Source organism: Marinoscillum sp. HNIBRBA16962 (assembly GCF_057801515.1).
The window spans coordinates 2,819,642-2,843,907 of the sequence record NZ_CM173603.1 but is presented as its reverse complement, the minus strand read 5'-3'; the positions used below and the strand labels follow the sequence as shown (position 1 = coordinate 2,843,907).

Annotated in this window: 17 protein-coding genes; 6 read left to right on the top strand and 11 right to left on the bottom strand. The window is 44.4% G+C overall.

Going from position 1 to position 24,266, the window contains the following annotated elements; all coding sequences use genetic code 11:
- Window position 1 precedes the first annotated feature (1 nt).
- Both AC3E9V_RS11960 and AC3E9V_RS11955 read right to left on the bottom strand, forming a co-directional pair.
- On the bottom strand, window positions 2-3,592 hold the full coding sequence (locus AC3E9V_RS11960) for a DUF2341 domain-containing protein (protein WP_488753435.1): 3,591 nt from the start codon (window positions 3,590-3,592) through the stop codon (window positions 2-4).
- A 227-nt stretch (window positions 3,593-3,819) separates the two neighbouring features.
- The gene (locus AC3E9V_RS11955) at window positions 3,820-5,139 is read right to left on the bottom strand and encodes a cytochrome P450 (RefSeq protein WP_488753434.1); all 1,320 of its coding nucleotides are present in this window, start codon (window positions 5,137-5,139) and stop codon (window positions 3,820-3,822) included.
- A 145-nt stretch (window positions 5,140-5,284) separates the two neighbouring features.
- Here AC3E9V_RS11955 and AC3E9V_RS11950 point away from each other — a divergent pair, with 145 nt between their 5' ends.
- Window positions 5,285-8,248, top strand: a complete 2,964-nt coding sequence (locus AC3E9V_RS11950) for a SusC/RagA family TonB-linked outer membrane protein (protein WP_488753433.1) — start codon at window positions 5,285-5,287, stop codon at window positions 8,246-8,248.
- Window positions 8,249-8,256: 8 nt separating this feature from the next.
- Window positions 8,257-8,892 (top strand): bifunctional 4-hydroxy-2-oxoglutarate aldolase/2-dehydro-3-deoxy-phosphogluconate aldolase, encoded by a 636-nt coding sequence (locus AC3E9V_RS11945; RefSeq protein WP_488753432.1) that lies wholly within the window; start codon window positions 8,257-8,259, stop codon window positions 8,890-8,892.
- Here the strand turns inward: AC3E9V_RS11945 and AC3E9V_RS11940 are convergent.
- Genes AC3E9V_RS11940 through dgoD form a run of 3 tightly spaced genes read right to left on the bottom strand, consistent with a single transcriptional unit; the run spans window position 8,878 to window position 12,358 of the window.
- A complete protein-coding gene (locus tag AC3E9V_RS11940; RefSeq protein ID WP_488753431.1) occupies window positions 8,878-10,242 on the bottom strand; it encodes a GntP family permease in 1,365 nt (454 codons plus the stop codon). The genes AC3E9V_RS11945 and AC3E9V_RS11940 overlap by 15 nt on opposite strands.
- An 8-nt stretch (window positions 10,243-10,250) precedes the next feature.
- Window positions 10,251-11,210, bottom strand: a complete 960-nt coding sequence (locus AC3E9V_RS11935) for a 2-dehydro-3-deoxygalactonokinase (protein WP_488753430.1) — start codon at window positions 11,208-11,210, stop codon at window positions 10,251-10,253.
- The gene (gene dgoD, locus AC3E9V_RS11930; RefSeq protein ID WP_488753429.1) at window positions 11,204-12,358 is read right to left on the bottom strand and encodes a galactonate dehydratase; all 1,155 of its coding nucleotides are present in this window, start codon (window positions 12,356-12,358) and stop codon (window positions 11,204-11,206) included. Before dgoD ends, AC3E9V_RS11935 begins: the two co-directional genes overlap by 7 nt.
- A 408-nt stretch (window positions 12,359-12,766) precedes the next feature.
- Between dgoD and AC3E9V_RS11925 the strand changes: the two genes are divergently transcribed.
- Window positions 12,767-13,102, top strand: a complete 336-nt coding sequence (locus tag AC3E9V_RS11925; RefSeq protein WP_488753428.1) for a zinc ribbon domain-containing protein YjdM — start codon at window positions 12,767-12,769, stop codon at window positions 13,100-13,102.
- Between the two features lie 4 nt (window positions 13,103-13,106).
- On the opposite strand, the gene AC3E9V_RS11920 is transcribed toward AC3E9V_RS11925, so the two are convergent.
- Entirely contained in the window at window positions 13,107-14,027 is a 921-nt protein-coding gene (locus AC3E9V_RS11920) for a glutaminase (RefSeq protein WP_488753427.1), read from the bottom strand.
- Window positions 14,028-14,568: 541 nt separating this feature from the next.
- On the opposite strand from AC3E9V_RS11920, the gene AC3E9V_RS11915 reads away from it, so the two are divergent.
- Complete coding sequence (locus AC3E9V_RS11915) at window positions 14,569-17,265, top strand: triple tyrosine motif-containing protein (RefSeq protein WP_488753426.1); 2,697 nt, start codon at window positions 14,569-14,571, stop codon at window positions 17,263-17,265.
- Between the two features lie 247 nt (window positions 17,266-17,512).
- Here AC3E9V_RS11915 and AC3E9V_RS11910 read toward each other — a convergent pair whose 3' ends face one another.
- Window positions 17,513-18,685, bottom strand: a complete 1,173-nt coding sequence (locus AC3E9V_RS11910; RefSeq protein WP_488753425.1) for an MFS transporter — start codon at window positions 18,683-18,685, stop codon at window positions 17,513-17,515.
- A gap of 204 nt (window positions 18,686-18,889) precedes the next feature.
- On the opposite strand from AC3E9V_RS11910, the gene AC3E9V_RS11905 reads away from it, so the two are divergent.
- Window positions 18,890-20,131, top strand: coding sequence for a peptidoglycan DD-metalloendopeptidase family protein (locus AC3E9V_RS11905; protein WP_488753424.1), 1,242 nt, complete (start codon window positions 18,890-18,892; stop codon window positions 20,129-20,131).
- Between the two features lie 69 nt (window positions 20,132-20,200).
- Window positions 20,201-20,779 carry a hypothetical protein gene (locus AC3E9V_RS11900; protein ID WP_488753423.1) on the top strand — a complete coding sequence of 193 codons (579 nt, stop codon included), beginning with the start codon at window positions 20,201-20,203 and terminating at the stop codon, window positions 20,777-20,779.
- Window positions 20,780-20,822: 43 nt separating this feature from the next.
- On the opposite strand, the gene AC3E9V_RS11895 is transcribed toward AC3E9V_RS11900, so the two are convergent.
- The 4 genes from AC3E9V_RS11895 to AC3E9V_RS11880 all read right to left on the bottom strand — a co-directional run bounded on the left by AC3E9V_RS11895 (window position 20,823) and on the right by AC3E9V_RS11880 (window position 24,259).
- A complete protein-coding gene (locus AC3E9V_RS11895) occupies window positions 20,823-21,782 on the bottom strand; it encodes a Vgb family protein (protein WP_488753422.1) in 960 nt (319 codons plus the stop codon).
- Between the two features lie 126 nt (window positions 21,783-21,908).
- On the bottom strand, window positions 21,909-22,277 hold the full coding sequence (locus tag AC3E9V_RS11890; RefSeq protein WP_488753421.1) for a hypothetical protein: 369 nt from the start codon (window positions 22,275-22,277) through the stop codon (window positions 21,909-21,911).
- Window positions 22,278-22,332: 55 nt separating this feature from the next.
- A complete protein-coding gene (locus AC3E9V_RS11885) occupies window positions 22,333-22,833 on the bottom strand; it encodes a hypothetical protein (protein WP_488753420.1) in 501 nt (166 codons plus the stop codon).
- A gap of 121 nt (window positions 22,834-22,954) precedes the next feature.
- On the bottom strand, window positions 22,955-24,259 hold the full coding sequence (locus AC3E9V_RS11880) for an alpha-L-fucosidase (RefSeq protein ID WP_488753419.1): 1,305 nt from the start codon (window positions 24,257-24,259) through the stop codon (window positions 22,955-22,957).
- Window positions 24,260-24,266: the final 7 nt, after the last annotated feature.

Sequence of the window (24,266 nt, the reverse complement as noted above, 5' to 3'; positions counted from 1 at the left end):
ATTACTCCTTATTAAGCCTGGAAACGGAAAGGGTCTGATCGCCAACCGCCACTTTCAGCAGGTAAATGCCTCTGGGCTCACCCGACAAGTCTACCATCAAGAGCCGGGGGCCTTCGAGCTTTACTCGTCCGTGAACCACACGCCCGGCTAAAGTGTATAAAATCGCACTGGTAGCATTCAGATCCACATCAGCCTCCACATAAAATTGTCCCTGAGACGGATTAGGGGAAACCTCAAAATTTCTCACCCCCTGATCAAACCAGACGAACACAATATCTGAATATGAAAACTGTCCGTCAAAATCGGTTTGTTTCAACCGGTAATAAGAACCGCCAACCAGTGGATGACCATCAAATCGCTTATAAGACAGCGTTTGTTTGCTGTTTCCCGCACCGGGTACCTCTTCCAGCTCACGCCAGCTTACACCATCCCATGAACGCTCAATGGTAAAGTAATCATTGTTTGTTTCTGAAGCCGTCTTCCATTCTATGACTATCTGCTGTCCGGCTGGCCTGGCAGAAAAAGCCGTCAACTCAATGGGCAATGGCTGGGAAACATCCGTATTGCCCAACGTAAACTGATCCCCATCCTGAAAATCCACATTGGAAAACACGGCTATATCATTGGAAACAGACCCCTCAATCGGAGTAACATCATTGGTGGAAAAGTCCCCATCCCGGTCGATCAGCAGACGAAGGTTAGACCCCAACGGATTCCCACCCACACCGCTAAAATCTATGGAAACGGATATTGCACCTAGATCTCCTGCTTCACTGACTGCCCATATCCGGCTGAGCCGCTGCTGTATAACCGTACCGTCTACCTCTCCGGGATCAGAGGTAACTGCAGTGATCGCCGTATTGTCATGACCGACCATCAGGTACTCCCCATTGTCCGGATCTGAAGGATTCCATATTCGCGCTACACCCGGTCCGCGGCTGTCCAGGTGATTGGTGCCGTCAGAAGCTTGTCCTATACCTATGACCTCAAAATCAAAACCGTTATCATCCTCTGTATACACATCATTCGCCGTAAGCGAAATAGCATACTTCGCTGCCAGATAGTTTGTAATGATAATGCGCTGTGCTTCGGTCATTTCCCCGTCGTACATGGCTATCTCCGCTATACTTCCGGTGAGTAGGAAACCGGCTCCTGTAGATGGAGCTGTTTGTCTACGAGCTCCAATTAATACATCCACCGCGCCAGTCGTATTTGTACCTATTGCGACACCAGTAATATCCGCACCTTCATTGGTCCAGGAGCTTCGATCAGCGGTATTGTTACTATGGGAAGAAACCACCCAGTTTCCAGTGTTTGCGGTAACAGATCCATCTTGAAAACTACCCCCTATAAATGAAGTGAAATATGAATCAGGGGCTCCGGTATCATCTATCGTATACTGGTAGGTTCGGTCACCATTTACTGCGTCTGCTTTTGCAAAAAAAGTACCTTGTGCTGACGGTGTTGGGACATTGTAGACTATAAAGAAAGACCAGCTATCCGTACCTGGTACAAAGTCCAGACCGACAGGCTGACCAAGGTTGAGGTAATCTCCCCCATCGAAGCTAATGGAAGGCAAGCTCGTATTTACCGTATTGGCATTAAAGGTAGGCTCAGTACCCGCACCTCCATCTGCATTGGCCGTGAGGCTGTTTCCTGATGCATCAGACCAGCTCGTTAATGAAGATCCATCAGTCAGGCTAAGATCATCAGCTCTCAACCATAACTGAAGATTATCAGAGTCCCCAACACCTCCAAGGCCTGTATTTCCGGAAATAAAAGTACCCGTACCACTTGCTGGAACTCCGGTACATGTTGAGGCGCATGTCACCGTAAAAGCTGCACAGATCTGTGCGTCCGTAGCTCCATTGAAATATTGAATGGTAGGAGTTCCACCTCCATTTCCAACGTTGTAGTTACCATCACCACACAAGGTAGCATCCGTCCACTCAATGTAAAGGTCATCCGCACCACCGGAGGTGTTGTTCATGACGGTGACGCTATTGCCCGTAAGGATTAGGTCATCATCTGTGTCAAAGGAAGCTGTAGAGGACATTTCAAGATATCCCAGGTTAATAAAATCAGTAGTGGTACTGAAAGCTCCTCCATCCTCTATATAGGTATACCCTTCAACCATCACTGGTTGGGAGGCATTTAAAGTGCCTCCGTTTGATATCAGAATATCTCCGGTATGATAGAAGTTCGCCACACCGGAACCTATAAATGGATCAGCTCCATTTCCAACATTGGCTCGCCCCAGGTCATCGGCAGAAATACCACAAGAATTGTTGTCATCAGTAGCATTGATGGTAATGGTATGGGTGTTTTGAATCACTACATTGTCATTGCGACCTGGCCAGATCCCGGCTCCCACAGCTCCGCTTGATCCATCCGAAGTAAATGACCAGGAAACATTATCATCCCAGTCTCCTGAAGCGAAAGAGTAAAAAGTTCTTGAAGACAATTCACTGCTCACGCTCAGAAAAGTAGAGCTTTCACGTTGATTGTTGTATTCCGTTTGGATCCATTCTGCTGAAAAAACTTCATTAGAAAGGCGGGCATGGTCCAAATCTCCGCCCCAGCCTTCATCTCTTGCATTATTAAGGCGTCCGTCATTCCCTATATCCATGTAAGTTTCCAGAGTGCCAAAATTGTTGTATCCTTCAGTATGTTCCAAAACGCCATTAACATAAACATAGCAATCAGATCCATCCCATGTTAAAGCAATATGATACCACTCGCCAGTATTTAATGTAACGATTCCCTGTTGAAGGTTATGGTTGTTACCCATCCCCAGGTCAAGACCTCCAATTCCATCATCCACATAAAGTTGCAACCGGTCGACCCATCCATTGGGATCTGAAGTATGACCATATATATATTGTACCCCGCCGAAACCATCTGAATAAGCCCATATGGATACAGTCCCCTGGGCCAATGATATGGAGGAAGTGGGGATCTCTACATAATCAGTGACTCCAAAAGTCTGCCCGTCACCAATCAGTGCTGGTGATGCATCTGTACTACCAGTATTTGTTCCATTATTTCCATTAGCGGTGTAATCGTTAAAATCATCGTGAAGGAAATAAACCGCATCATAGTCAGCATTCCAGACGTTGGTGGTCGAGGGATCAGCTGAAACTGCACAATTCCCGTAGTACATATAGAATTCTGTATCTGCTGAGTTACTTAGGGTCGGGATACGCACCCAGGCAACATATTCTCCGGTAGTACCATCAAAATACTCGATCTGGTGGTCCAGAACTGTGGTACCAGCCTGGTCAGCAGTGAAGATGATGTCATACCCATTGGCATTTTCAATATGACCTCCGTTGGTTGTCGTTTGAAGGTCCGCATCCGCGTCAGCGCCCATAAACCGCACCACGACGGGAAAATCAGTCAACGAACTCGTCCCTGATACTTCTGTGGCATCTATAGTGATTAGTTTACCATAATTATACCCTGCGGGCTGAGCAAAAGACGCCTGCGCCAGTAATGCCCACAAAATGATAAGTGGTCCTTTAAAAGATGATCTAAAACTCGCACAGGCCCCCTGGCCCATGTGTGTCTTGCGGATATTTAGGTTATTCAAAATAATCAGTGGTTAATTTGGACTGCCAAAAGACCACTACTCAGCGGCGGATTCATCTACTAAAAAACAAATTATTTACCAGAAGTACAAGCAAAAGCATCTGATAATAAGTCAGATAAGCTTATTATACGTTGTGAAGCATATTTTGAGTTTGAAAAGCTTGATTTTTACTGCTTTTGTACACAAACAGATCACACATTTGTTTGACCTGATTTCAGTAAGCAATTTTATGACCTGCTCTTAAGCTCCACCTCCACAGGCGTTTTCGGACGCAAGGTCAACAAAGGATTAAACGGAATGTTCCTGGCTGATTTCGGTCGGACTTCATATTTCTTTATGAATTGGATCAACAGGATCATGATTTCATATAAGGCAAAGTTATTTCCAATACAAAAACGTCCTCCGCCACCAAATGGAAGGTATTGCATTTTATGTTTCAGGGTATTATTCCCTTTCGAAAAACGTTCCGGATCAAACATTTCAGGGTTTTCCCATAGTTCAGGGTTGTGATGCAGTAAGTAAATATTAAGCATGAGTTGTTTTCCTGCAGGGATAAAATGCTTCCCAACCTCATGATCTTTCACCGCCTGCCGAACAATATTCCAAATGGGCGGATAGAAGCGCAAAGATTCTTTTATAACCTGTTGAGTATATTCCAAGCCTTTAAAGTTCATTTGATCGATATCTTCCAGACGATCTATTGATTGGATCTCTTTGTATAACCGATCCTGAATCTCCGGATGATGAGCCAGTAAATGCAGAGTCCACGTCATAGCAATTGCAGAAGTCTCATGCCCAGCCACCAGGAAAGTAAGCAGCTGATTTCGGATTTCAATGAACCCTTCATCCGGATCATAATGCATCATCAAAACTGACAACAAGTCTTCCACGTTTTCCTCTTCCGCCTTTCTATTATCCACGCAGGACTGAATGATATCATTGGCGTCCTGCATCATCTTGTGGTACTGCCGGTTGGTTTTTGTTGGCACCCATACCGGCCATTTAAAGGGAGACCGAATCCTGTCAACAATAAAATCCTGGCCAAAGAGAATATGCTCGCTCATTTTGGAAACCAGCTCCTCATCCTGATATTTTATCAATGAATTGAGCAAAATGGTCATTGTGAGCCCACTCATTTCGGCATCAAGATGTAAAGTAGTCTGCTTACCAAGGCTTTGAAGGTATTGCTCACCGGTCTTCCACACCGCAGGCAATAACTTGCGTAGCTCATTTTGATGAAAAGAAGGTTGTAAAGCCTTACGCTGTTGGTGCCATTCCTCTCCTTCAGCCGTCAGCAGCCCATTCCCCAGCACCAGGGCAATTTCTTTATACCCACGGCTTTTTCGATAGTACTCACGTTCGTTGGTAAACACCTCTGCAAACTGATCCGGATCATTCAGGATCACAAAATCACCCATAGGTAGGTTCAGATCTACCGGAGAGCCTTGCTGCTGAACACTCTGCTGCATATAGCTAAGCGGATCTTTCCGGAAGATCTTAAGGTTTTTGAATTTGCTGTTCTTGGGAAAAGCTTTTGGAAGGTGCATCGTATCAGGAAGTAAAAAAAGTTACATTAAAAAAACCCGTTTCACTAGAAAAACTGGGTTAACATACTGAAATCCACTAAATTAATTTTAATTTTTATATGTTTTTGACTTTAAAAATTGCTTACTCTTAACCTAAAAACTTATTATGATCCACCCCAACCAAAAGAGCATTTATCATCCAGGTCTGATAGCTCTTTTTCTCTTATCAATATTAACGAATGTCGCCGTAGCACAAGAAGGTTGGTCAATAGTAAATGGACAGGTAATCGATTCACTCACCAACCAGCCAATTACCGGTGCAAATATCCATACGGAAGACGGATCTGCAAAAGTACTTGCAGATAGAAGCGGAATGTTTTCCATAGCAGTGCCCACAGGAACAACCTCCCTTGAAATTGAAACCCGGGGATATAAAAAGCAGGTCATTCCCATAGATGGGAGAAATAACATTACCATCGCACTGAAAGAAGAAGTAAACACCCCTATTAACCTTCCTGAACAGGGATATGGGACTATCCGCAAGGATCAAATTACCTCAGCAACCGCATCACTATCCCACGAGGACTTCAATCGAGGAAATATAAATGATCCCAATATGCTTTGGCAGGGAAAAGTTGCTGGTTTTGGGATTTACAATAAAGGAGATGACCCAAACAGCTCAGCCGTGCTACGTATACGTGGGCTCACCACCCTCGGCAAAGGTGTGAACCCATTAATTGTAATAGACGGAGTAATAAATGCCTCTTTAGAGAACGTGGATCCAAATGATATTGCAAGTATACAAGTCTTAAAAGATGGATCAGCGGCAGCCATATATGGCATCAGAGCATCACATGGTGTTGTCCTTATCACCACCAAACAAGGGGAAAGGAATTCAGGAGTTCATGTAGATTATAAAGGGTATGCAGCAACTGCTGAGGTAGCAAGATACATGCCCGGCATGGACAGGGTCGAATATCTTGCGGCAGGTGGCAATGACCTTGGTACTGAAACAGATTGGCAAAAAGAAGTGACCCGGACGGCTATCTCGAATGTCCATCACCTTTCCATTAGTGGCGGCAGTGAAAACACCCTTTACAGGGCATCAGTCAATTTCAGAGACATAAACGGAGTTCTCAGTAATTCGGATCTTGAAAGAGTCAATGTAAGAGCAGGACTGCAGCAATACGCCTTCAATGACCGATTGAAAGTTTCATTTAACCTTTCATTGACTGAAAACAAGAGCAACTTTTCATTTTACGAAGGTTTGAGGTACGCCATAGTGTCCAACCCAACAGCTCCTATCAGGTTTGAAAACGGTGATTATTATCAGGCAATCGTGTTTGACAATTTCAACCCGGTAGCGCTTACTGAATTGAACACCAACACCGGTAAGCGAAAACTCCTCAATTTCAACACACAAATAACGTATAAGATAACCGACAAGCTGGCCATCACCGCAAACTATGGTCAGCAAAACAGAAATGAATTAAATGCTGAATACTATTCCCGGCAATCTTTTTTCAGGGGCTTTAACCGGGGCGGCCTGGCCAGAAGATATGTTGCTGAGAGTCAATTCAGGTTACTGGAAACTTATGCTTACTATTCTCACTCCACCGGTAGTCTCGCTATGGATTTTACAGGAGGTTACTCATTCCAGCAAGACGAATTTGAAGACATCTCCATTGAAATCGGGGATTTCCCTAATGACGAGCTAGGGTATCGTGATCTGGGCAACGCCGCAGACAGGATATCCGGTATAGCTAATAATGTGGGACTCAATAGCAGTACCTCTCCAAAGAACCAGGTTATTGGCTTTTTCGGGAGAGTGAATTTGATGATTAATGAAAGCATTTTTCTGAATGCTTCCCTGCGCAGTGAGGGTTCTTCCAAATTGGGTAGAGAAAATCAGTGGGGGTTATTCCCGGCAATTGGCGCAGGAGTTAGCCTTGATCGGTTCTTAAATACCGGAAATTTAGACTTACTAAAATTTAGAGTAGGTTATGGTCTCACCGGTGGATTGCCAATAAGTTCCGGTTTGTCCCAACCACGCTACGCGTACATCTTTGATAATGGAGGAACGATCACGCTGGATCATCAGGGAAACCCGGATCTGGGTCATGAAGTAAAAAAAGAGTTCAATATGGGGGTAGACTTCAGTATCCGAAAGAAATTCAACGGTTCATTGGATGTTTATCAACGCAGAATAGAAGATATTATATTGTTTCTTTCCGGACCGGATTATCCCGAATCTTTCTATGATAATAGCGGCGCGCTTCAAACCAGGGGGATGGAATTGACATTGCATTATGATAATCTCCAATTCGGAGCGTTTAACTGGTCTTCCAGTCTCATTTTAAGCTCATATAAGACCACTCTTGAGCGATTTACAGTAGATGAAGATCTGAGGGCTAATCTGGGCGCTCCAGGACAGGGATCAGGACGGATGATACGAATTGCAGAGGGGGAAGAGATCGGTCAGTTCTGGGGACCGGTATTTACCGGAGAGGTTGATCAGGATGGATATCCGGTTTTTGAAGATGTGAATGGCGATGGGGAACTTAACCCATATTACGGGTCATCACTTGCATCAAACAGTGATACTAAGGAGCTCGGCAATGCATCTCCTGACCTGGAAGCGGGATGGCATAATGTGATATCCTACAAGAGATGGAACCTGAATTTGTTTTTCAGAGGGGCTTTTGGACACAGTTTGGTCAATATGTTCAGGGTTTTTTACGAGCCTGTTGACCCCGGAGCAATCAATTCCTACAACCGGGTGATAACGGATAAAGCTGTAGAAGGATTAGCAGTATCATATTTCAGCTCCCTTTATGTTGAGAATGCCAGCTTTCTCTCGCTGGATAACGCCACCATTGGATACAGTTTCAACGTGGATGAAGGTCGAGCCTTCCAAAAAATAAGATTGAATTTTACCGTCCAAAATGCTTTTACTTTAACAAATTACACCGGATTGGATCCTGATCCTGTCGTACAGGATCTTGGACCTATTGACAATGGTGCATTCCGTTATCCAGCTCCACCGGATGTGCTTTCGCCAGGTATTGACCGACGAAACAACTATTTTAGTGCCAGAACTTTTTTAGTGGGATTAACAATGTCTTTTTAAAAACCGTGATGAAGGACTTAGACTTTTTCTTACAAAACCCTATTCTGCCGGCAGTCACCATCGAAAACGCTGACCATGCGGTAAAACTGGCACAGGCCTATTCACAAAGTGACCTGAACCTGATGGAAATCACCTTTCGCACATCTGCTGCTGCCGAAGCGATCAAGACTATTCGGTCAGAAGTCCCCGATATGATCATTGGAGCAGGTACTATTTTAACTCCTGAACAAGCTGAAGCTGCAGCAAAAGCAGGAGCGCACTTTGGGCTGTCACCAGGATTTAACCCTCACATAGTTGAAGCTGCTCAGAAGCTAAAATTACCCTTCATCCCCGGAGTGATGACCCCTTCTGAAATAGAGATGGCATTTGAAAAGGGCTGTCATATCCAAAAGCTTTTCCCAATCAATCTGCTGGGTGGTACTAAATACCTTAAAGCCCTTAGTGGTCCTTATGGCCACACAGCCATTCGGTTTATTCCTATGGGAGGAATCGATCAGCACAATATGCTTGATTACCTTCCCCTTGGGAATGTCATTGCTGTAGGGGGCTCCTGGTTGTGTGATCAGGAAAAGATCCGGGAAAACCGGTTTTCTGAAATCCAAAACCAGGTGAAGGAAACTTTTGCGCTGCTAAACAATAAATAAACTAAGCAGCAGGGCCATCCCAAAGCCGGTGAAAGCGATGATAGTTTCCATCACCGTCCATGAACGCAATGTTTGTTTTTCAGTCATCCCCAGGTATTTATTGACCAGCCAGAACCCGCTATCATTTACATGAGACAAGATTGTGGAACCGGCCGCTATGGAAATGACGATAAGCGCCTTATGTGGATCCGAAAGCCCCAATTCACCTATAACCGGGGCCATCATACCCGCAGCAGTGATCATAGCCACCGTAGCGCTCCCCTGAGTGATCCTGATAACACAAGCAATAATAAAAGCCAAAACCAATGGTATTATCTGGTAAGCCAATAGGGTTTGAGCCAGCGCTTCTCCCACTCCGCTGCTGATCAGTATTTGTTTAAAAACCCCTCCTGCACCCGTAACAAGTATCACCAATCCCGCCGGAGCCAATGCTTTATCGGAAAAATTAAGCAGTTCTTTCCCTGAAAACCCTTTTCTCACACCCAGGAAGTATCCGGCTATCAGTGTAGCAATGGTCAATGCGCTAAACGGATGACCGATAAACTGAAGCAACCGGACCAAGAAGAGTTCTCCATCTATCGCCCCTGCTTTTACGGAAGCCTCCAAAAACGTAGATATCAGGATCAAAAACAATGGAAAGAAGATAACAAACAGAACCATTCCAAAATCACCTTTCGATCCGGGTTTCTGTTTTCCCTCCTCCCACTCAATATATTCAGGAACGGTGAGGTGGATTTTTTTAGCAATGTATTTTCCGAAGATCGGTCCAGCGATTATAGCAGCGGGAATTCCGGTTATAGCTCCTACAAGAATAACCCACCCCAATGGCACATTCAGGATCTCCGATACAGCCACGGGTCCGGGTGTAGGAGGAATAAATGCATGCGTTACAGCCAGACCGGCAAGCAAAGGGATCGCATAGTGCAAAGTAGATAACCCCGACTTTTTGGATAAAGAATAGATGATAGGGACCAAAATAATGAACCCTACTTCCAGGAATACGGGAATGGCAATGATAAATCCTGTGATCGCTAGTGCCCAGGGAGATCGCTTTTCACCAAAGGTCTTCACAATCCGCCCGGCCAGGGTCTCCGTTCCCCCGGAAACTTCCAGCAACTTTCCTAAAATGGACCCTACACCAACAACAATAGCAATGTATCCCAATATGCTTCCCATTCCCTCCTGAATACCCTTCAGTAATTCCTGAAAAGACATACCGGCCCCCAGCCCGACAAAAGCACTAACCAAAAGCAATGAAATAAACGCGTGAAGTTTTAGCCGAATTACCAGCAAAAGCAAAAGCAGAATAGCTAAAAAAGTTACAAGTAGCAGATAAAGTGTCTGATCCATGATTATAGTTAGGTTTTTAGGTGTTTCAATAATTGTAAATGTCCAAGAGGAATAGCCTGGTCCATCAGCTGTAAATCGAGAATCCGATCTTCTGAATTTGGTCTTAGATAATTCAATGCCGCCTCATATCGCTCTTTGAATGCTGAAGAAGCACACAAGGTCACTGCTTCTTTCAAAGACCTGAGTGCACTCAACTCATAACCGATCAGCATCCCGCTCAAAAGGTCCCTGGAACGCTTTTCCTTGTGATGCACCGATTCTGCTCTGATCTTGAAAAAGGAATTCAGCAGGTTATCAGTAACCCCCTGCTCTACTCCCTTTAAAAAAGCAGCTTCATCAAAGGTTGAACTCGATTTTAAGGTGTTTTGCAAAATACTCTGATCAGCCATCAAACCAAATAGTTCTCCGGTCATAAAAGTCTTAAAATCGGTTATTTCCCGGTTTTTTAAAAGTAAATGCTTGGAGTGGGTGCCTGGAAAGACATACCATCCATCAATTGTATCGATTTGATCCAATAGCCCTATCATTTGGCACTCTTCTCCACGCATGATGTCTGGTGCGGTACTCTGGACTCCTGAAATCAGTACCGTATCATGAGGAAAGTCCTTCTCTGAAGGTATAAAACGACTTACAGCCGCTTTCCCACTCAGGGGAAATGGCAATGAGGCATAGGGCAATTCGATCCACCCAATGGATGATGTCACCATCCCGGAGGCCATGAGAGGCACTCCGGCCAGGTCAAGATTACTTTTGGCAGAGAGCTTTTCAATTTGCCCGGTTAATACATTCTTAAATACCGTAGAACTCTCCTTTCCCAAAGACTGGTTGACCTTATTCACCGTTTTGACCCCTTCTGTTGATGAAATTGCGTGGATCACTTTGTAACTCACCCGGTCTACCAGATAGAGTCGCAAAGAAGAAGTTCCCCAATCACAACTGATCATGTATGCGGAGCTCCCTTCTACCATTCTGTTATACTTCCGTCATTGTTTCTCCAGATAGGATTATGCCAGTCGTGTCCTTTTTTTGCAACTTCACGAACTTTCTCCTCATCAATGTCCACCCCCAGGCCGGGAAGGTCATTCCGGTGAATGTAGCCCTCCACAACTTCAAAGACCTCCGGGTTTTTCATATAATCGAGAAGGTCATTACTACCGGCGTGATAGTGGATCCCTACGCTGCATTCCTGGATCAATGCATTGGGTGTGCAAAAATCCATGTGCAATGAGGCGGCAAACCCGATCGGTCCGAGCGGACAGTGTGGAGCTATCGCTACATCGTAGGCTTCAGCCATAGCTGCAATTTTACGTGCTTCCCAAATTCCACCACAATGACTCAGGTCTGGCTGGAGAATATCTACATAGCCGGATTCTAAGATCTTTTTAAATCCCCACCGACCGTACATCCTTTCACCGGTAGCTATTGGGATACTGGTAAGAGATGACAAAACATGAAGGTCATCCAGGTTTTCTGCCAGTAGCGGTTCTTCAAAAAACATAGGCTTAAATGCCTCAAACTCCTTGATCAACTGCTTTGCTAACGCTTTTCTAACTCGCCCATGAAAATCCAGTCCTATACCCAATTCCCACCCCAGAACTTCACGGATCTTTTCTACAACACTAACGATCTCCCCTACCCTTTTGGGACTTTCAAGCCAATCGACTTTTGGAACAGCATTCATCTTGATATGGGTAAAACCAGCATCCAAACGTTTTTGGATCTCAGCAACCACCTCATCTGGTTCGTCGCCCCCTACCCAGGAATAGACACGCATTTTATCACGAACCGCACCTCCCATCAGGTCATAAACAGGCACCCCAAGACGCTTACCTTTGATATCCCAAAGGGCTTGCTCTATCCCGGAAATAGCACTCATAAGGATCGGTCCGCCCCTGTAAAAGCTCCCCCGGTAAAGCATCTGAAAAATGTCTTCTATGGCTGAAGGGTCTTTTCCAATGAGATAAGGTTCAAATTCTTTCACGGCTGCACCCACGGTATCAGCTTTTCCTTCCACAATTGGCTCGCCCCACCCGACCAGACCTTCTTTGGTAGTGATTTTAAGGAAAAGCCATCTTGGCGGTACTTTAAATAGTTCCAGGGATTGAATGGTATCCATCGATATCTTTCGGTTTTTAAAAAAATAAAGGTCAAGATAGGTCTAAGTCTCGTGAAAGTCAATTGTATAAAAAGGGACGGCATCCACCTACTTCCGGGCAGGAACTCAGGGCAATCGCGTTTAAAAAATTTCAGCAGGCAAAAACTGTATTTTATAGATAGAACATCTCCCTTCACCCTCTTCAAAGAGGGAATATAGGTGTTTTTGCTTGCTGAAATTTAATGAACTACTCAACTTATTCATAAATGCGATTGCCTTGCCAGGAACTTTATAATATTGCAAGCCTTTACGGTTCGGCCACTCGTCTTCTGATTAAATTCAAACCACTAAAGTGATGAATCCATTTATGATATAATGCTTTAATCAACTGATTTCACTAATCTTGCTTTCTATAAGATCTCAAAAACCATGTCAGATATTGCCCCCTGTCCGAATTGCAACTCCCCTTATGCTTACCCAATGGATGCCCTTCTTGTATGTCCGGAATGCGGTCATGAATGGAATCCTGAAGAGCAAACAGAGGAATCTGCCACCTCAGTAAATGATGCCAATGGGAATCCCCTGCAGGATGGGGACACGGTAGTGATCTTAAGAGACCTTCCGGTAAAGGGATACCCACGTCCCATTAAAGCCGGTACGAAGGTCAAAAACATCAAGCTGACAGAAGGTGATCATAACATCGATTGCCGAATCGATGGTTTTGGGTCCATGGGGCTGAAATCTGAATTTGTTAAAAAAGCCTGACAGCCTAAAAGATAGATCTGCCCACCTTGGTGGTAAGCATTTCCAATGCTTTCATGCCTTTATTGGAATTTCCTTTTTTATTAAGTGGCGGGCTCCAGACGCTTACACAGTACCGGAGCGGATCAAGTGCTACGATCCCGCCTCCTACACCACTTTTACCGGGTAGCCCTACCTCAAAGGCAAACTCGCCGGACTCATCGTAAAACCCACATGTAAGCATCAGGGCATTGATGCGTCGGGCCTGACTGGAGGACAACTTGTAAGCGCCGTGTCCGAATGGCCTGTCAGTTTCGGCAAGATTCAGGAATGCCTGAGTCAGTTCAACACACGTCATCTCCAGGGAGCATTGTAAATAATAGAAATCCAGTACATCTTCCACCTCATTTTGCAGATTTCCCTTTGATTTGATCATATAGGCCAGAGCGGCATTCATATACCCAACGCTCTTTTCAGATGCCGCTACCTGCTCATTATACCTGATAGTTGAACACTGCGAGAAGCCCTGCACCAGTTCCAGAAACTCAGACCCTGGATCTTTGAGATGACTCAGTAAAATATCTGCTATGACAATAGCTCCTGCATTAATAAACGGGTTTCTGGGGATGCCATTTTCATATTCGAGCTGCACGATAGAGTTGAAAGGGTTACCGGATGGCTCTACCCCCACGCGTTTCCATATATCCTGCTTCTGCAGGACCATCGCCATAGTCAGTGAGAGGACTTTTGAAATACTCTGTACGGAAAATTTCTCCCGGGTGTCGCCTATTTCGAATAACTGACCATCCAAAGTAGTCAGGCACATACCAAACTTATGGCGATCTACCTTTGCAAGCTCAGGAATGTAATCAGCCACCCTGCCATGATCCTCAAAACTGGCCAGCTCCAGATTGATCTCATTCAATATTTGCTCATAATCACTTTGCATATCTTCGATATCACTTCATTTAAATCACGCTTCTTATTAGAAAAAAGAAATATACAGACGCCTAAGGTCAGCACCAAAGCTTGGGTGCACAACAGTTTTTCATTTCTGAGTGTTCCCAACAATTTTCACACAAAAACAAACTTGCTTATAAACATTCCCCTACGCCCCTTCCATAGTTGTACGGCGGACAGGCCTTCGGCAAAAGGGAATATTGGTGTTTTTGTATGGAAATATCTTATACGCCAGGGGCATTTTTCGCAAAACTGTCGTACACCTCCAAAGCTCAATTTCCGGTCCCAATTTAGGGTGCTTGTTTTTAATACTGATGAGATTGGTCGAATAGTCCCAAAACAAAAAAATCAGGATGCCATGAGTATTTTTTTGCCAGGACAGTGCTGAAAGTCTTACAAATCATTACTTTCCCCGTAAACTAATAAGTTATTATCTTAGACAATCCGGCTTAGTTACCGACCTTACTATGAAGTACCCAGCGCCTCAATCCCTATGCTTTCTTTTGCTTATTCTCCTAAGCACTTTTCAAGTGAATGCGCAAACAGGAGATTTCATACTTACCCATCATGCGCCCAAACATTCTGAGATCGATAATATCAATTTTGAGATCACCGCGGACAACAATGGGATCATCTGTATCGCTAATCGATTTGGAGTCCTGAAATACGATGGACAGGAATGGGATTTTTACCAGACCAATTCCTCCGGTCTTTCTCTGGTCACTACTACCAACAACATGGTCTATGTTGGCTGTCTTGGAGAATTTGGCAAGCTTGATCATGTCAATAATGTATATCAATATGTTCCATTAATAGAAAATGATTCCATAACTGATCATTTCCTGCAGACATTTGCGGTCAACGATTCAATTTACTTCTTAAGTGACAGGCACCTTTATCAGTACCTGCCCTCAACAGACCGGGCCACTCAATTGCTGGAGGGAAGATTCCTTAATGGCTATGTACGAAACGGTATCCTGAACATCAATACATATAATGATGAAGTCATAAGGATAGCCAATGGACGTATCGACACGGCCTCAGCGGATGAAAAACTATGGGGACTGGTCAGTGAATCCCCTGACGGACAACATGAATTTGCAGTAGATCTGGACGGAGGACTATTTCAACGTAAAGAAAAAGAAGGTCGTCCGGAGCCCCACTATCAACATGATAAGCTAAAAGAAGCGGACATCATCATCACAGATCTGGTTTGGGTCAACGACACCCTACTCTCATGTTCTACACTGGAATCAGGCGTCATTTTTCTTCATGCAACTGATCCGCAATATTTTGAGATCACAGATTATCATTCCGGACTTCCTGACAATGAGACCCACGATATCTATGCCGATAACAATGGTGGTGTTTGGGTAGCTCATGAATTTGGGTTAACGAGAATAGCACCTCTGTTCCCGGCTTATAGCTACACCAATTTCCCTGGTTTGGAAGGTAACCTGATAGAAGCCCAACGGCTACATAGAGGTCTTTGGGTGAATACCAGCCTGGGGGTTTATTACTTTTCCCAGGACACCTCTTACCGAAGCAGAGTCTATGTTCAAAAAGTTGAGGAAAAGACTCAAAAAGAGGTGAAGCAAGCACCGCAAGAGCCCCAGGAAGAAGAACAAGAAGAGGCTGAGGACGAACAGCCAGACCAAAAGAAAAAAAGGGGCTTTTTGAGCCGGCTCTTCAATAAAAAGGATCGTGCAGAGAAAACTCAGGAATCTGAAGAGGAGAAAGGATTTTTCAAAAAGATCTTTTCATCAAAAGATGGGGAGTCAGAAAAGGAACCTGAAGACAAAATGCACTACGTCAGGCGTGTAGAAAAAATTGTGACCGGGGTAAGCTACCAGTTCCACCACGTACCGGGTACGGATGGTAAATTTCGGCAGCTTCTGGCAGCAAAAGACAGAATACTGGCAACAAGCCACACCGGAATTTATGAGATCACAAAGGATGCTGCTCAGCTAGTGATCAATGAACCCATTCAGTATGCGTACATTTTACCGGAAAGCAATCAACTACTGATCAGTACGGAGGCTGGGTTTCTCAAATATTACCGGCTAATAGAAAACATCTGGGTGGAAGTCTCCAGCCAGTATTTTGAAGATGCGATACTTAATGTGTATCACGACAGTCATGGGGAAGTTTGGCTGGCCGGAACCACGCACATTTACCAGGGGGCTTTTAAGGACAATACCTTCCAAATCCTCCATGGATATGAGATCAATAACAGATTTTACGATGAGCTAAGTATATGGGAGCATGGAGGTACACTCTACTTTATTAATTCTCAGGGGTATTTTCGGCTGGATCGGGAAGCAGAGCGTATTGTCAAAGACCTGGAGCTGGAGAATCAGCTAGGAGAGCCTCACCACCACCTACACAACGAAAAAAACAGGGTGTGGCTTTACAATGGCAAAATATGGAGCTTGCTCCTGCCTGACGGAAGTGTAACCGATTTTCATTACCTGGGAGTATTTCCCAACCTGAAGTACATCAACTATGACGAAGTGCTCGACAGGTATTGGCTGATCACTCAGGACAATCAGCTTCTGGCCTATAAAGCGAGCCAGGTCCCGGAGTTAAACAAAACCTATTCGCTTTTCATAAAGAGGCTTATCAGTCATAAAGGTGAACTAAGGGTAATGAAAGATCTAAAGCTGGCGCACAATGAAAATACACTAAGCATCGAGTTACTCAAGCCAGATTACCTCGGTTTCCTAAACCCGGAATACCAATACAAACTGGCAGGACTAAACTCTGATTGGTCTGGCTGGACCCAGGCCAACCTCATCGATTACAGCTATTTACCACCGGGAGATTATGAGTTAAAAGTTCGTGTAAGGGACGCTCTCGGGCACCTGGAGGAGCTTGACCTCTTGCAGCTGCATGTTGCTACCCCCTACTGGCAGCAGCCATGGTTTTACGCTGTTCAGGTTTTTATTCTCGCCATGGTTATTGGTATCACATCTCGCCTGGATGAGTCAAAAATGCATAATCGCATCATTAAACATGGTTTGAGCATCCTGACTTTGATTGTAATCATTGAATTCTTACAGGCTGTAATCAGTTCTTATTTAAACATTGAAAGTACTCCGGTTATTGACTTTCTGATCCAGGCAGGCATTGCAGTGCTGATCTTTCCCCTTGAATGGGTTCTGAGAAAGCTGATCCTGGATGGTGGGTTGAAAGTTTCAGGAACACGAAGGAAAACAGCACTATGAAACCTCCGGAATGCGTAGCTTCATTCAGGTTTACCAGCATTATTTAACTTAATCCAACCATGCAACGTCCCACCTCACCTGACATAAGAGGATTAAGCCTTTGTCAAAGTTGCTATTAAACCGGTAATGGAGTATGGGTTTGATAAATTTTTCTATAACCCCCATTGCCCCCTTTTCCGAAAGAGGGAATATTTGGATTAAACCCATACTCCATTATGATCATTCAATTTAACTTAACAAAATAGGATTAAGCCCGGGCTTTTTTCTTCTCACTATTTACCCAAACAGAGATAACCACAAGCTGTAAAAAAATAAACGGTAACGTCACAAAGAGTAGCTTTTCCCATCCCAGTGCAAAAACTACCCAGCCTGCAGATAAGGATGCTACTGCCTGGCTCCCGAAAACGATAAATTCGTTCAGTGCCTGGACTTTGTATCGCTCTCCGGCCTTGTAAGCCTGAGGTAATAAGACAGTGCTGCTTACAAACATAAAATTCCAACCTACACCCAGCAGGATAAGAGCCAGCCAATAGTGGTGGATCATGTGGCCTGATATGGCAAAGCCAAAACAGAGCATATAAGCAAAAAGCCCTGCTACCATTACCTTAGCTACACCAAACCTTTTAATAAGTCCACCGGTAATCAGCGATGGCAAAAACATGGCTACAATGTGGCTTTGGATCACCCATTTGGTATCTGCAAGCGAATGATTATCCATCACATGCATACTTACAGGTGTAGCAGTCATGATAAAAACCATCACTGCATAGCCAACAGTAGCTCCCAGGACGGCCGTCCAAAAAACCGGCTGACGACTTATTTCATTCAATGTACGCTGTGGAGCATCATTTTTTTCTTCCGGCAGCTCGGTATTTTCATAAAAGATCAATACGGCAAATCCGATCACAAACAGCCCTGCAAGCAGAAGATATGAACCACTGAACGCTGACTGTAGCAAATCCCGGCCCCAGAGCCCAACTTCAGGACCGATAAAAGCCGCTGCTATTCCCCCCAGCAGCACAAATGAAGCAGCTTTGGGTACACGCTCCGGGATCACACTCTCCATAGCCGCAAACCGAAACTGCATGAGGCAGGCGCTGGTGACGCCCAGCAAAAGCGTAAAAAAGGAAAACAGGTAAAAGTGCTCAATGGAAATGGCATAAGCGGCACATAGAGCAATTATTACGGAATATAAGGCCACGAGCAAGAAAGTCTTCTTTCTTCCGATCTTTTTCATCAGCATAGACATAGGCACTGTCGCCAATGCCATTCCTACCACTATGCTTGCTACAGGCAATGTGGCCAGGCGTTCCGTAGGAGCAATCCGGTTGCCCACAAGTCCTCCCACAAATACATTGAGGGAGTTCAGGGACATCATAAAAGCCTGAGCGATGGTGAGTATCCAAACATTTTTATGCATTCCAGTGATTTTGTTTTGCCAGGCGAACTTAGAAACAAATTGGGATAGTACGGATATTTAGATAAATAAGCTGGGGATTTACAAGGTACAAGGCAGTTTTCAAAGGCATCATGCATTCATGAAGCCCACTTAATTAACAATCTTTACCTGTTCAGATTACCATATGTTTGAAACTTCTATACCTTTGCAGGGAATTTTAAGCTAGTGAAGCGAATAACCGTCATTTTCTTATTTTCCCTGGTCGTTATAATGGCCTGGGCCATATTTCCCGATGAACCTAAAAGCGAATTATCTGCTGATCGTTTTTATGCTGGAACCGCAGTTCCACCCCTCTGGCCCAAGCCACCTGTAAAAGATACGATTTACGTCCCATCCACAACCACCTCCTTAATTGTAAAACGTTTTACGGTAAAGTACGGAGACACTTTTAACGATATCCTCAAATCTATGGGCCTCCCCTCACAAAGGGTAAACCAGATCAACAGACAGCTATACCGTATTTTTGATCCGGCTGAATTTAAGGTCGGTATTCCTTATCACGTATTTTACTCAAAGGAGAAAAAAGAGCCTGTACGGTTTGTTTATGAGATGGATATTCAGCGGCCACTGGAAATTGACCTGGAAAAAGGTGAAGCGGCTATTGTAGAGAAAGATGTGGCCGTGGAGATTGAACGAATACATGGAGTTATTAATTCTTCATTGTTTGAAAGCGTAGTGAAAGCCGGTGCTCCGGAAGACCTGGCTGATAAAATTCTCAGCATTTTTGCCTGGAAAATTGACTTCAACAACCTCAGGGAAGGCGATTCCTTTGATGTGTTGTATGAGCAGGCTTTTGTGGATGAACGATTGATAGGAAGTAGAAATGTTCTGGCCGCCACCTTTACACATGAAGGAAGCGAATACCGGGGATTTGCTTTTGACAATGGAGACGGAATAGAATATTTTGACCAAAACGGACAGAACCTAAGCCACGCTCCTCTTCAGTTTGACCTCATTACTTCCCTGTATGACAGGAAAAGATTCCATCCGGTACGAAGAACCTATCGCTCTCACCTGGGTATGGACTTTGAAGCTGAGACCGGCACACCGGTAGAAGCTCCTTTTGACGGTATAGTGCTGGAAGCCCGGTATGGCCGGGCCAATGGCAACTTTGTGAAAATCAAACACACCGAAGATCTCACTACTCAATATTTGCACTTTTCTAAAATCGATTCTACGGTGGCTGTAGGTAAACCGGTCAAAGCCGGTCAGAAAATTGGAGAAGTAGGATCTACCGGATTATCCTCAGGTCCGCACCTCTGTCTGAGAGTATGGTACAAGGGCAAGCAACGAGATCCGCTTGATTTTGATTTTCCCAGACGGGAGGATGTTTCCGAGGAAAATATTCCTGCATTTGAGGAAGTAAAAAACCAATACCTAAGTCAACTGGGAGAACCTGCTCTTTAAGTTCTACTCTTTTTTGCATACCATTTTAAGGATCTGTTCGTTGTGCCTTATCTGAAAAAGGCACGCAACATGGGCAAGATTTACGTTTTAATTGTATTTGGTTTCCTGAGTTGTCATAACCTCTCCGCACAAAAGTATGGCACCACCTTTGGCCTCAGACTAGGAAACGACCGCTACAGGACGATAGGACTCACCCTGGGGCAGCGAATATTGAAGTATACGACCATTGAAGGTATCCTTCAGTCTGACCTGACCAGAAACACTTCGGCTCATGGGTTAATCAAGCACCACATTCCGCTCATCACCAGGCGCTTAAATGTATTTACGGGAACGGGGGTTTCATTTGGTGACGAAGAATCGATCTCCCAACAACCCATCAGCCGGGAAGTAATCACGACTTATGGCAACAAAACCATTGGAGTGGATTTGATGGTGGGTGCGGAGCTGACATTGTTGGGTTTAAATGTGTCCCTGGACTACAAACCAAATATCAACATTATTGGGCGAGAAAATTGGTACAAGGGCCAGGTAGGCATATCCGTCCGGACTGTTTTGATCAAAGACAAAGAGCTCAAAAAGAAAAAGCGACGAAAAGTGAGAGAGAAAAGAAGGAAGGAACGCACAGAGGCCAGAGCCAACAGCAACTAACCATGACCCCTTAGTGTGATCTTCTCCCCCGTTGTAAGATGTGCTAATCACAATTACTATCCGGCAAAGAACAAACTCCTGTGATCATTCGGATACTTACAGGATGCAATGATAACGGATTTTCTTCCCAGGAATCCCCGGAAACAGCCACATATAAGGTGTCACCTGTTATACTTGCAGTGATCCCATTGGGTTTATTAAATGTGGCTTCAGAAGCTATACCATCCTGATTGGTAAAGGCAAATGACTGTCCTGCAATCTTTAGAGTTTTGCCTTCAGGGCCCACCCTGTAAATTTCACCAGCACCAATGGTGGCCACAAAGAGCCAACCATTTTTCCAAATCAGGTGACCATTCCCAACATCCCTGGACTCACCATCCAGAATGGGAAGTTCAGCTATCAGTGAAACGGCACCCGATTTATCGATCTTTAAAACCTTCCCGTCAGAGAAATTACAGGCATATAAGTTACCTGCATCATCCTGAGTAAGGCCATTCGGGCATTTAAACAGGTCAGATCCAGCAAATACCGCATATTTCCCCTCAGAAGATATCTTTCCGATGTTATTCAATCCGCAATTGCAGACATAAACATTACCGTCTTTGTCTCGCTCCAATCCTATGGGAGTCTTTATACTACCTTGAGCCCACTCAAGGTCTACGGTTCCATCAGGGGAAATTCTACTAATTCTATGACCGAATGGATTGGATTGATAAAACACCCCCTGATCATCAAGAAAAGATCCTGAAGCGCCCAGAAAACCCGAGGCATATTCTGTAAGCTCCCCAGTCCTGATATCCAATTTGTAGATACTGGTAGACGATTCCGGATTGCCCAGCATAGGCCCGAAATCACTGATGTACAGGTTTCCCTGATGATCAGTGGTAAGCCCTCCACTACCCTTTATGGAGTCAATTAAGGTAGTTACATAAAGATTTTGGCCTTTTACGATAAATGTGACTAAAAAAAGCGAAATGAATAAGGGATAGATCAGTCTCCTCATGGTAATAAAATTGGTACAGAAAGAGAACAAATCAAACCATAGATTCCATTATCGTTTTTCACACAATCGCCAAAAATACTGATCAAGACCGGGCAAATAAATGCCCGGCCCAACCCTGGTCCTTCTTTATCGTCTTCTCATACCAAAATACGAGATTATGGCTAACGCTAATGATGAGAAAAAGATTGAAGAACCACTAGTGCTGGCCCAAAACCATCCCATGGTCACCTGGTCCCAGATCACATTCCATATGCTGCCAACGACTGGAAAGCTCATACCAATAAATAGTAAAAGCAGGTCGATGATCAATGCGGGAATGGATATAGCAATACCCAGCATCAAAATCACTACGATCATCAGTATCTGTAGTATTGCTAAAAAGGACTCGGTAAGTGAGATATAAGTAAAACTCTCCGTAGATATCTTCCCGGTCACCAGTCCTATCACAATAAACAATAACGACGCGATAAAAAGGAACTGGATATACCTCTTCATATTTAAAATCATGGCTCTTGGTGTTTAAATTTAAAGAAACTGGATATTCTGCTTTCTAAAAAGCCAATTTGACGCCCAAACCGGGGTCCAGAGATAGCCATACGTAATCAGCGGTGGTAAACTCGATAAATGGCTTTACTTCCAAACTGAATGCTAAAGGTATTTGAGGGATCTTGTATTCCAGCCCAGCCATGGCATCAATGCCAAGGCCAAGATCTCCATCATTGATATCCCTGGGACCTTCATAATACCACGCAGGATCACCTGGTCCTCTGTACCTGGCATCATAAAAGGTGGCGTGAGCTCCTACACCAAACAACCAATGGAGATTCGGTGTATCAAAAGCATTGGGATGTCTCTCATAAAGACCTGTTACGGAGAGTCCGTCATTCCAAAACCCTATAATACCTTCTACTGCAGAATGAGAAGAAGTAATTGACTTTAGGGTAATGCCTGAGGTACCGCCGGAGCGAATACCTACGGCAAAATTGTATTGCGCTTGAGTAGTAAAAACTATAATCAATAAAAAGGCGGATAGTGCTATTAACTTTTTCATAACTGGCTATTTTTAAAGTTACACTTCCTTTATTGACCAGTAATTGATACGGTTGAATATTAAAATAGTTTAATAAATTCTACATTTTGTATAATTTAAATGAAAAGTAATCAAAAGGCAATTACTTTAACGTCACCTCAAGCACCCTGTCAGGCCCGTTAAAACCTGCTACCGGCAACTGTATTACCGTGCCGTACGCAGTTTCCTTATAAGACAATGGTTTTTTACTTTCAAAAGCCACGATACTCTTTACCTGACCATCAAGGATCGGAAGCAGAAAACTATCATCCGCCCAGTCAAGGATGTGCACATACACCTTGTTGGCTTTCTGTGTAGTTACCCCCCACACCTGCGGATCGATTGGTCCACCTCTTGTGCCGTAGATGGTCTCGCCATACTTATCGGTCCACTTTCCTACCACTTTCAGCGTATCTACAAATTCCTGTTGGATCTTACCATTGGGCATGGGCCCTACATTTAAGAGGAAGTTGCTGTTGTACCCGGCCGCTTTCACCAAATACCGGATAAGCTCGTCCGAGGATTTATAAGCCTTATCCTGAAGCGAAAAGCCCCATCGTTGTGCCATGGTTTCTGCAGTTTCCAATGGAAGTTGTCCAATCTTGGATTCTCCACTAAAACCAGCCGTATTATGCCCTGGCAGATCTTTTTCGAACATCTGAAAGTCTTCTCCCGGCTTTGGAGCCTGGTGATGATTGCTACCGATCATGGTTGCCGGCTGCAGTGAATGGATCAGCTCATAGGTCTCCTGCAAACGCCAGTCGGCCTCCTTTCTATCCCACCAGCCATCAAACCAGATACCTGTAATATCCCCATAATTGGTTAAAAGCTCAGACAACTGGCCATTCATATAATCAATATAGGCATCCCAATCTCCGGAATCGGGCCTGCCAGTACTGTGACCGGTTCGGCCTCTTGGATAGTAATCATTCTGATACCAGTCCAGCTGAGAATAGTAAAAGAAAAGTTTCATATCATGTTTTCTGCATGCTTCCGCCAGCTGCTTGAGTACATCCTTTTTGTAGACCGTACGATCCATAATGTCCCAATCGGTAAGTTTAGAGTCAAACATGGCAAAGCCATCATGATGCTTGGATGTGATCGTGATGTACTTCATCCCGGCTGATTTGGCCATCACCACCCATTCTTCAGCATTAAATTCAGTAGGATTGAAAAAGGTGGCCACTTTCTGGTAAGTAGCCTTATCAATTTTCTGGGTTTCCATAACCCACTCTTGTACACCCAGCACTGAATAAACACCCCAGTGGATAAACATCCCGAATTTTGCATCCTGGAACCACTCCCGGTTTTCGAGGTTTTCTTTGGTTGGGGTGTAGGTTTGAGCAAACAGTGAGGAAAGGCTAGTAAGTGCAATAAGAAGCAGTAATAAAACAGGTTTTAGTCGCATGATCCGG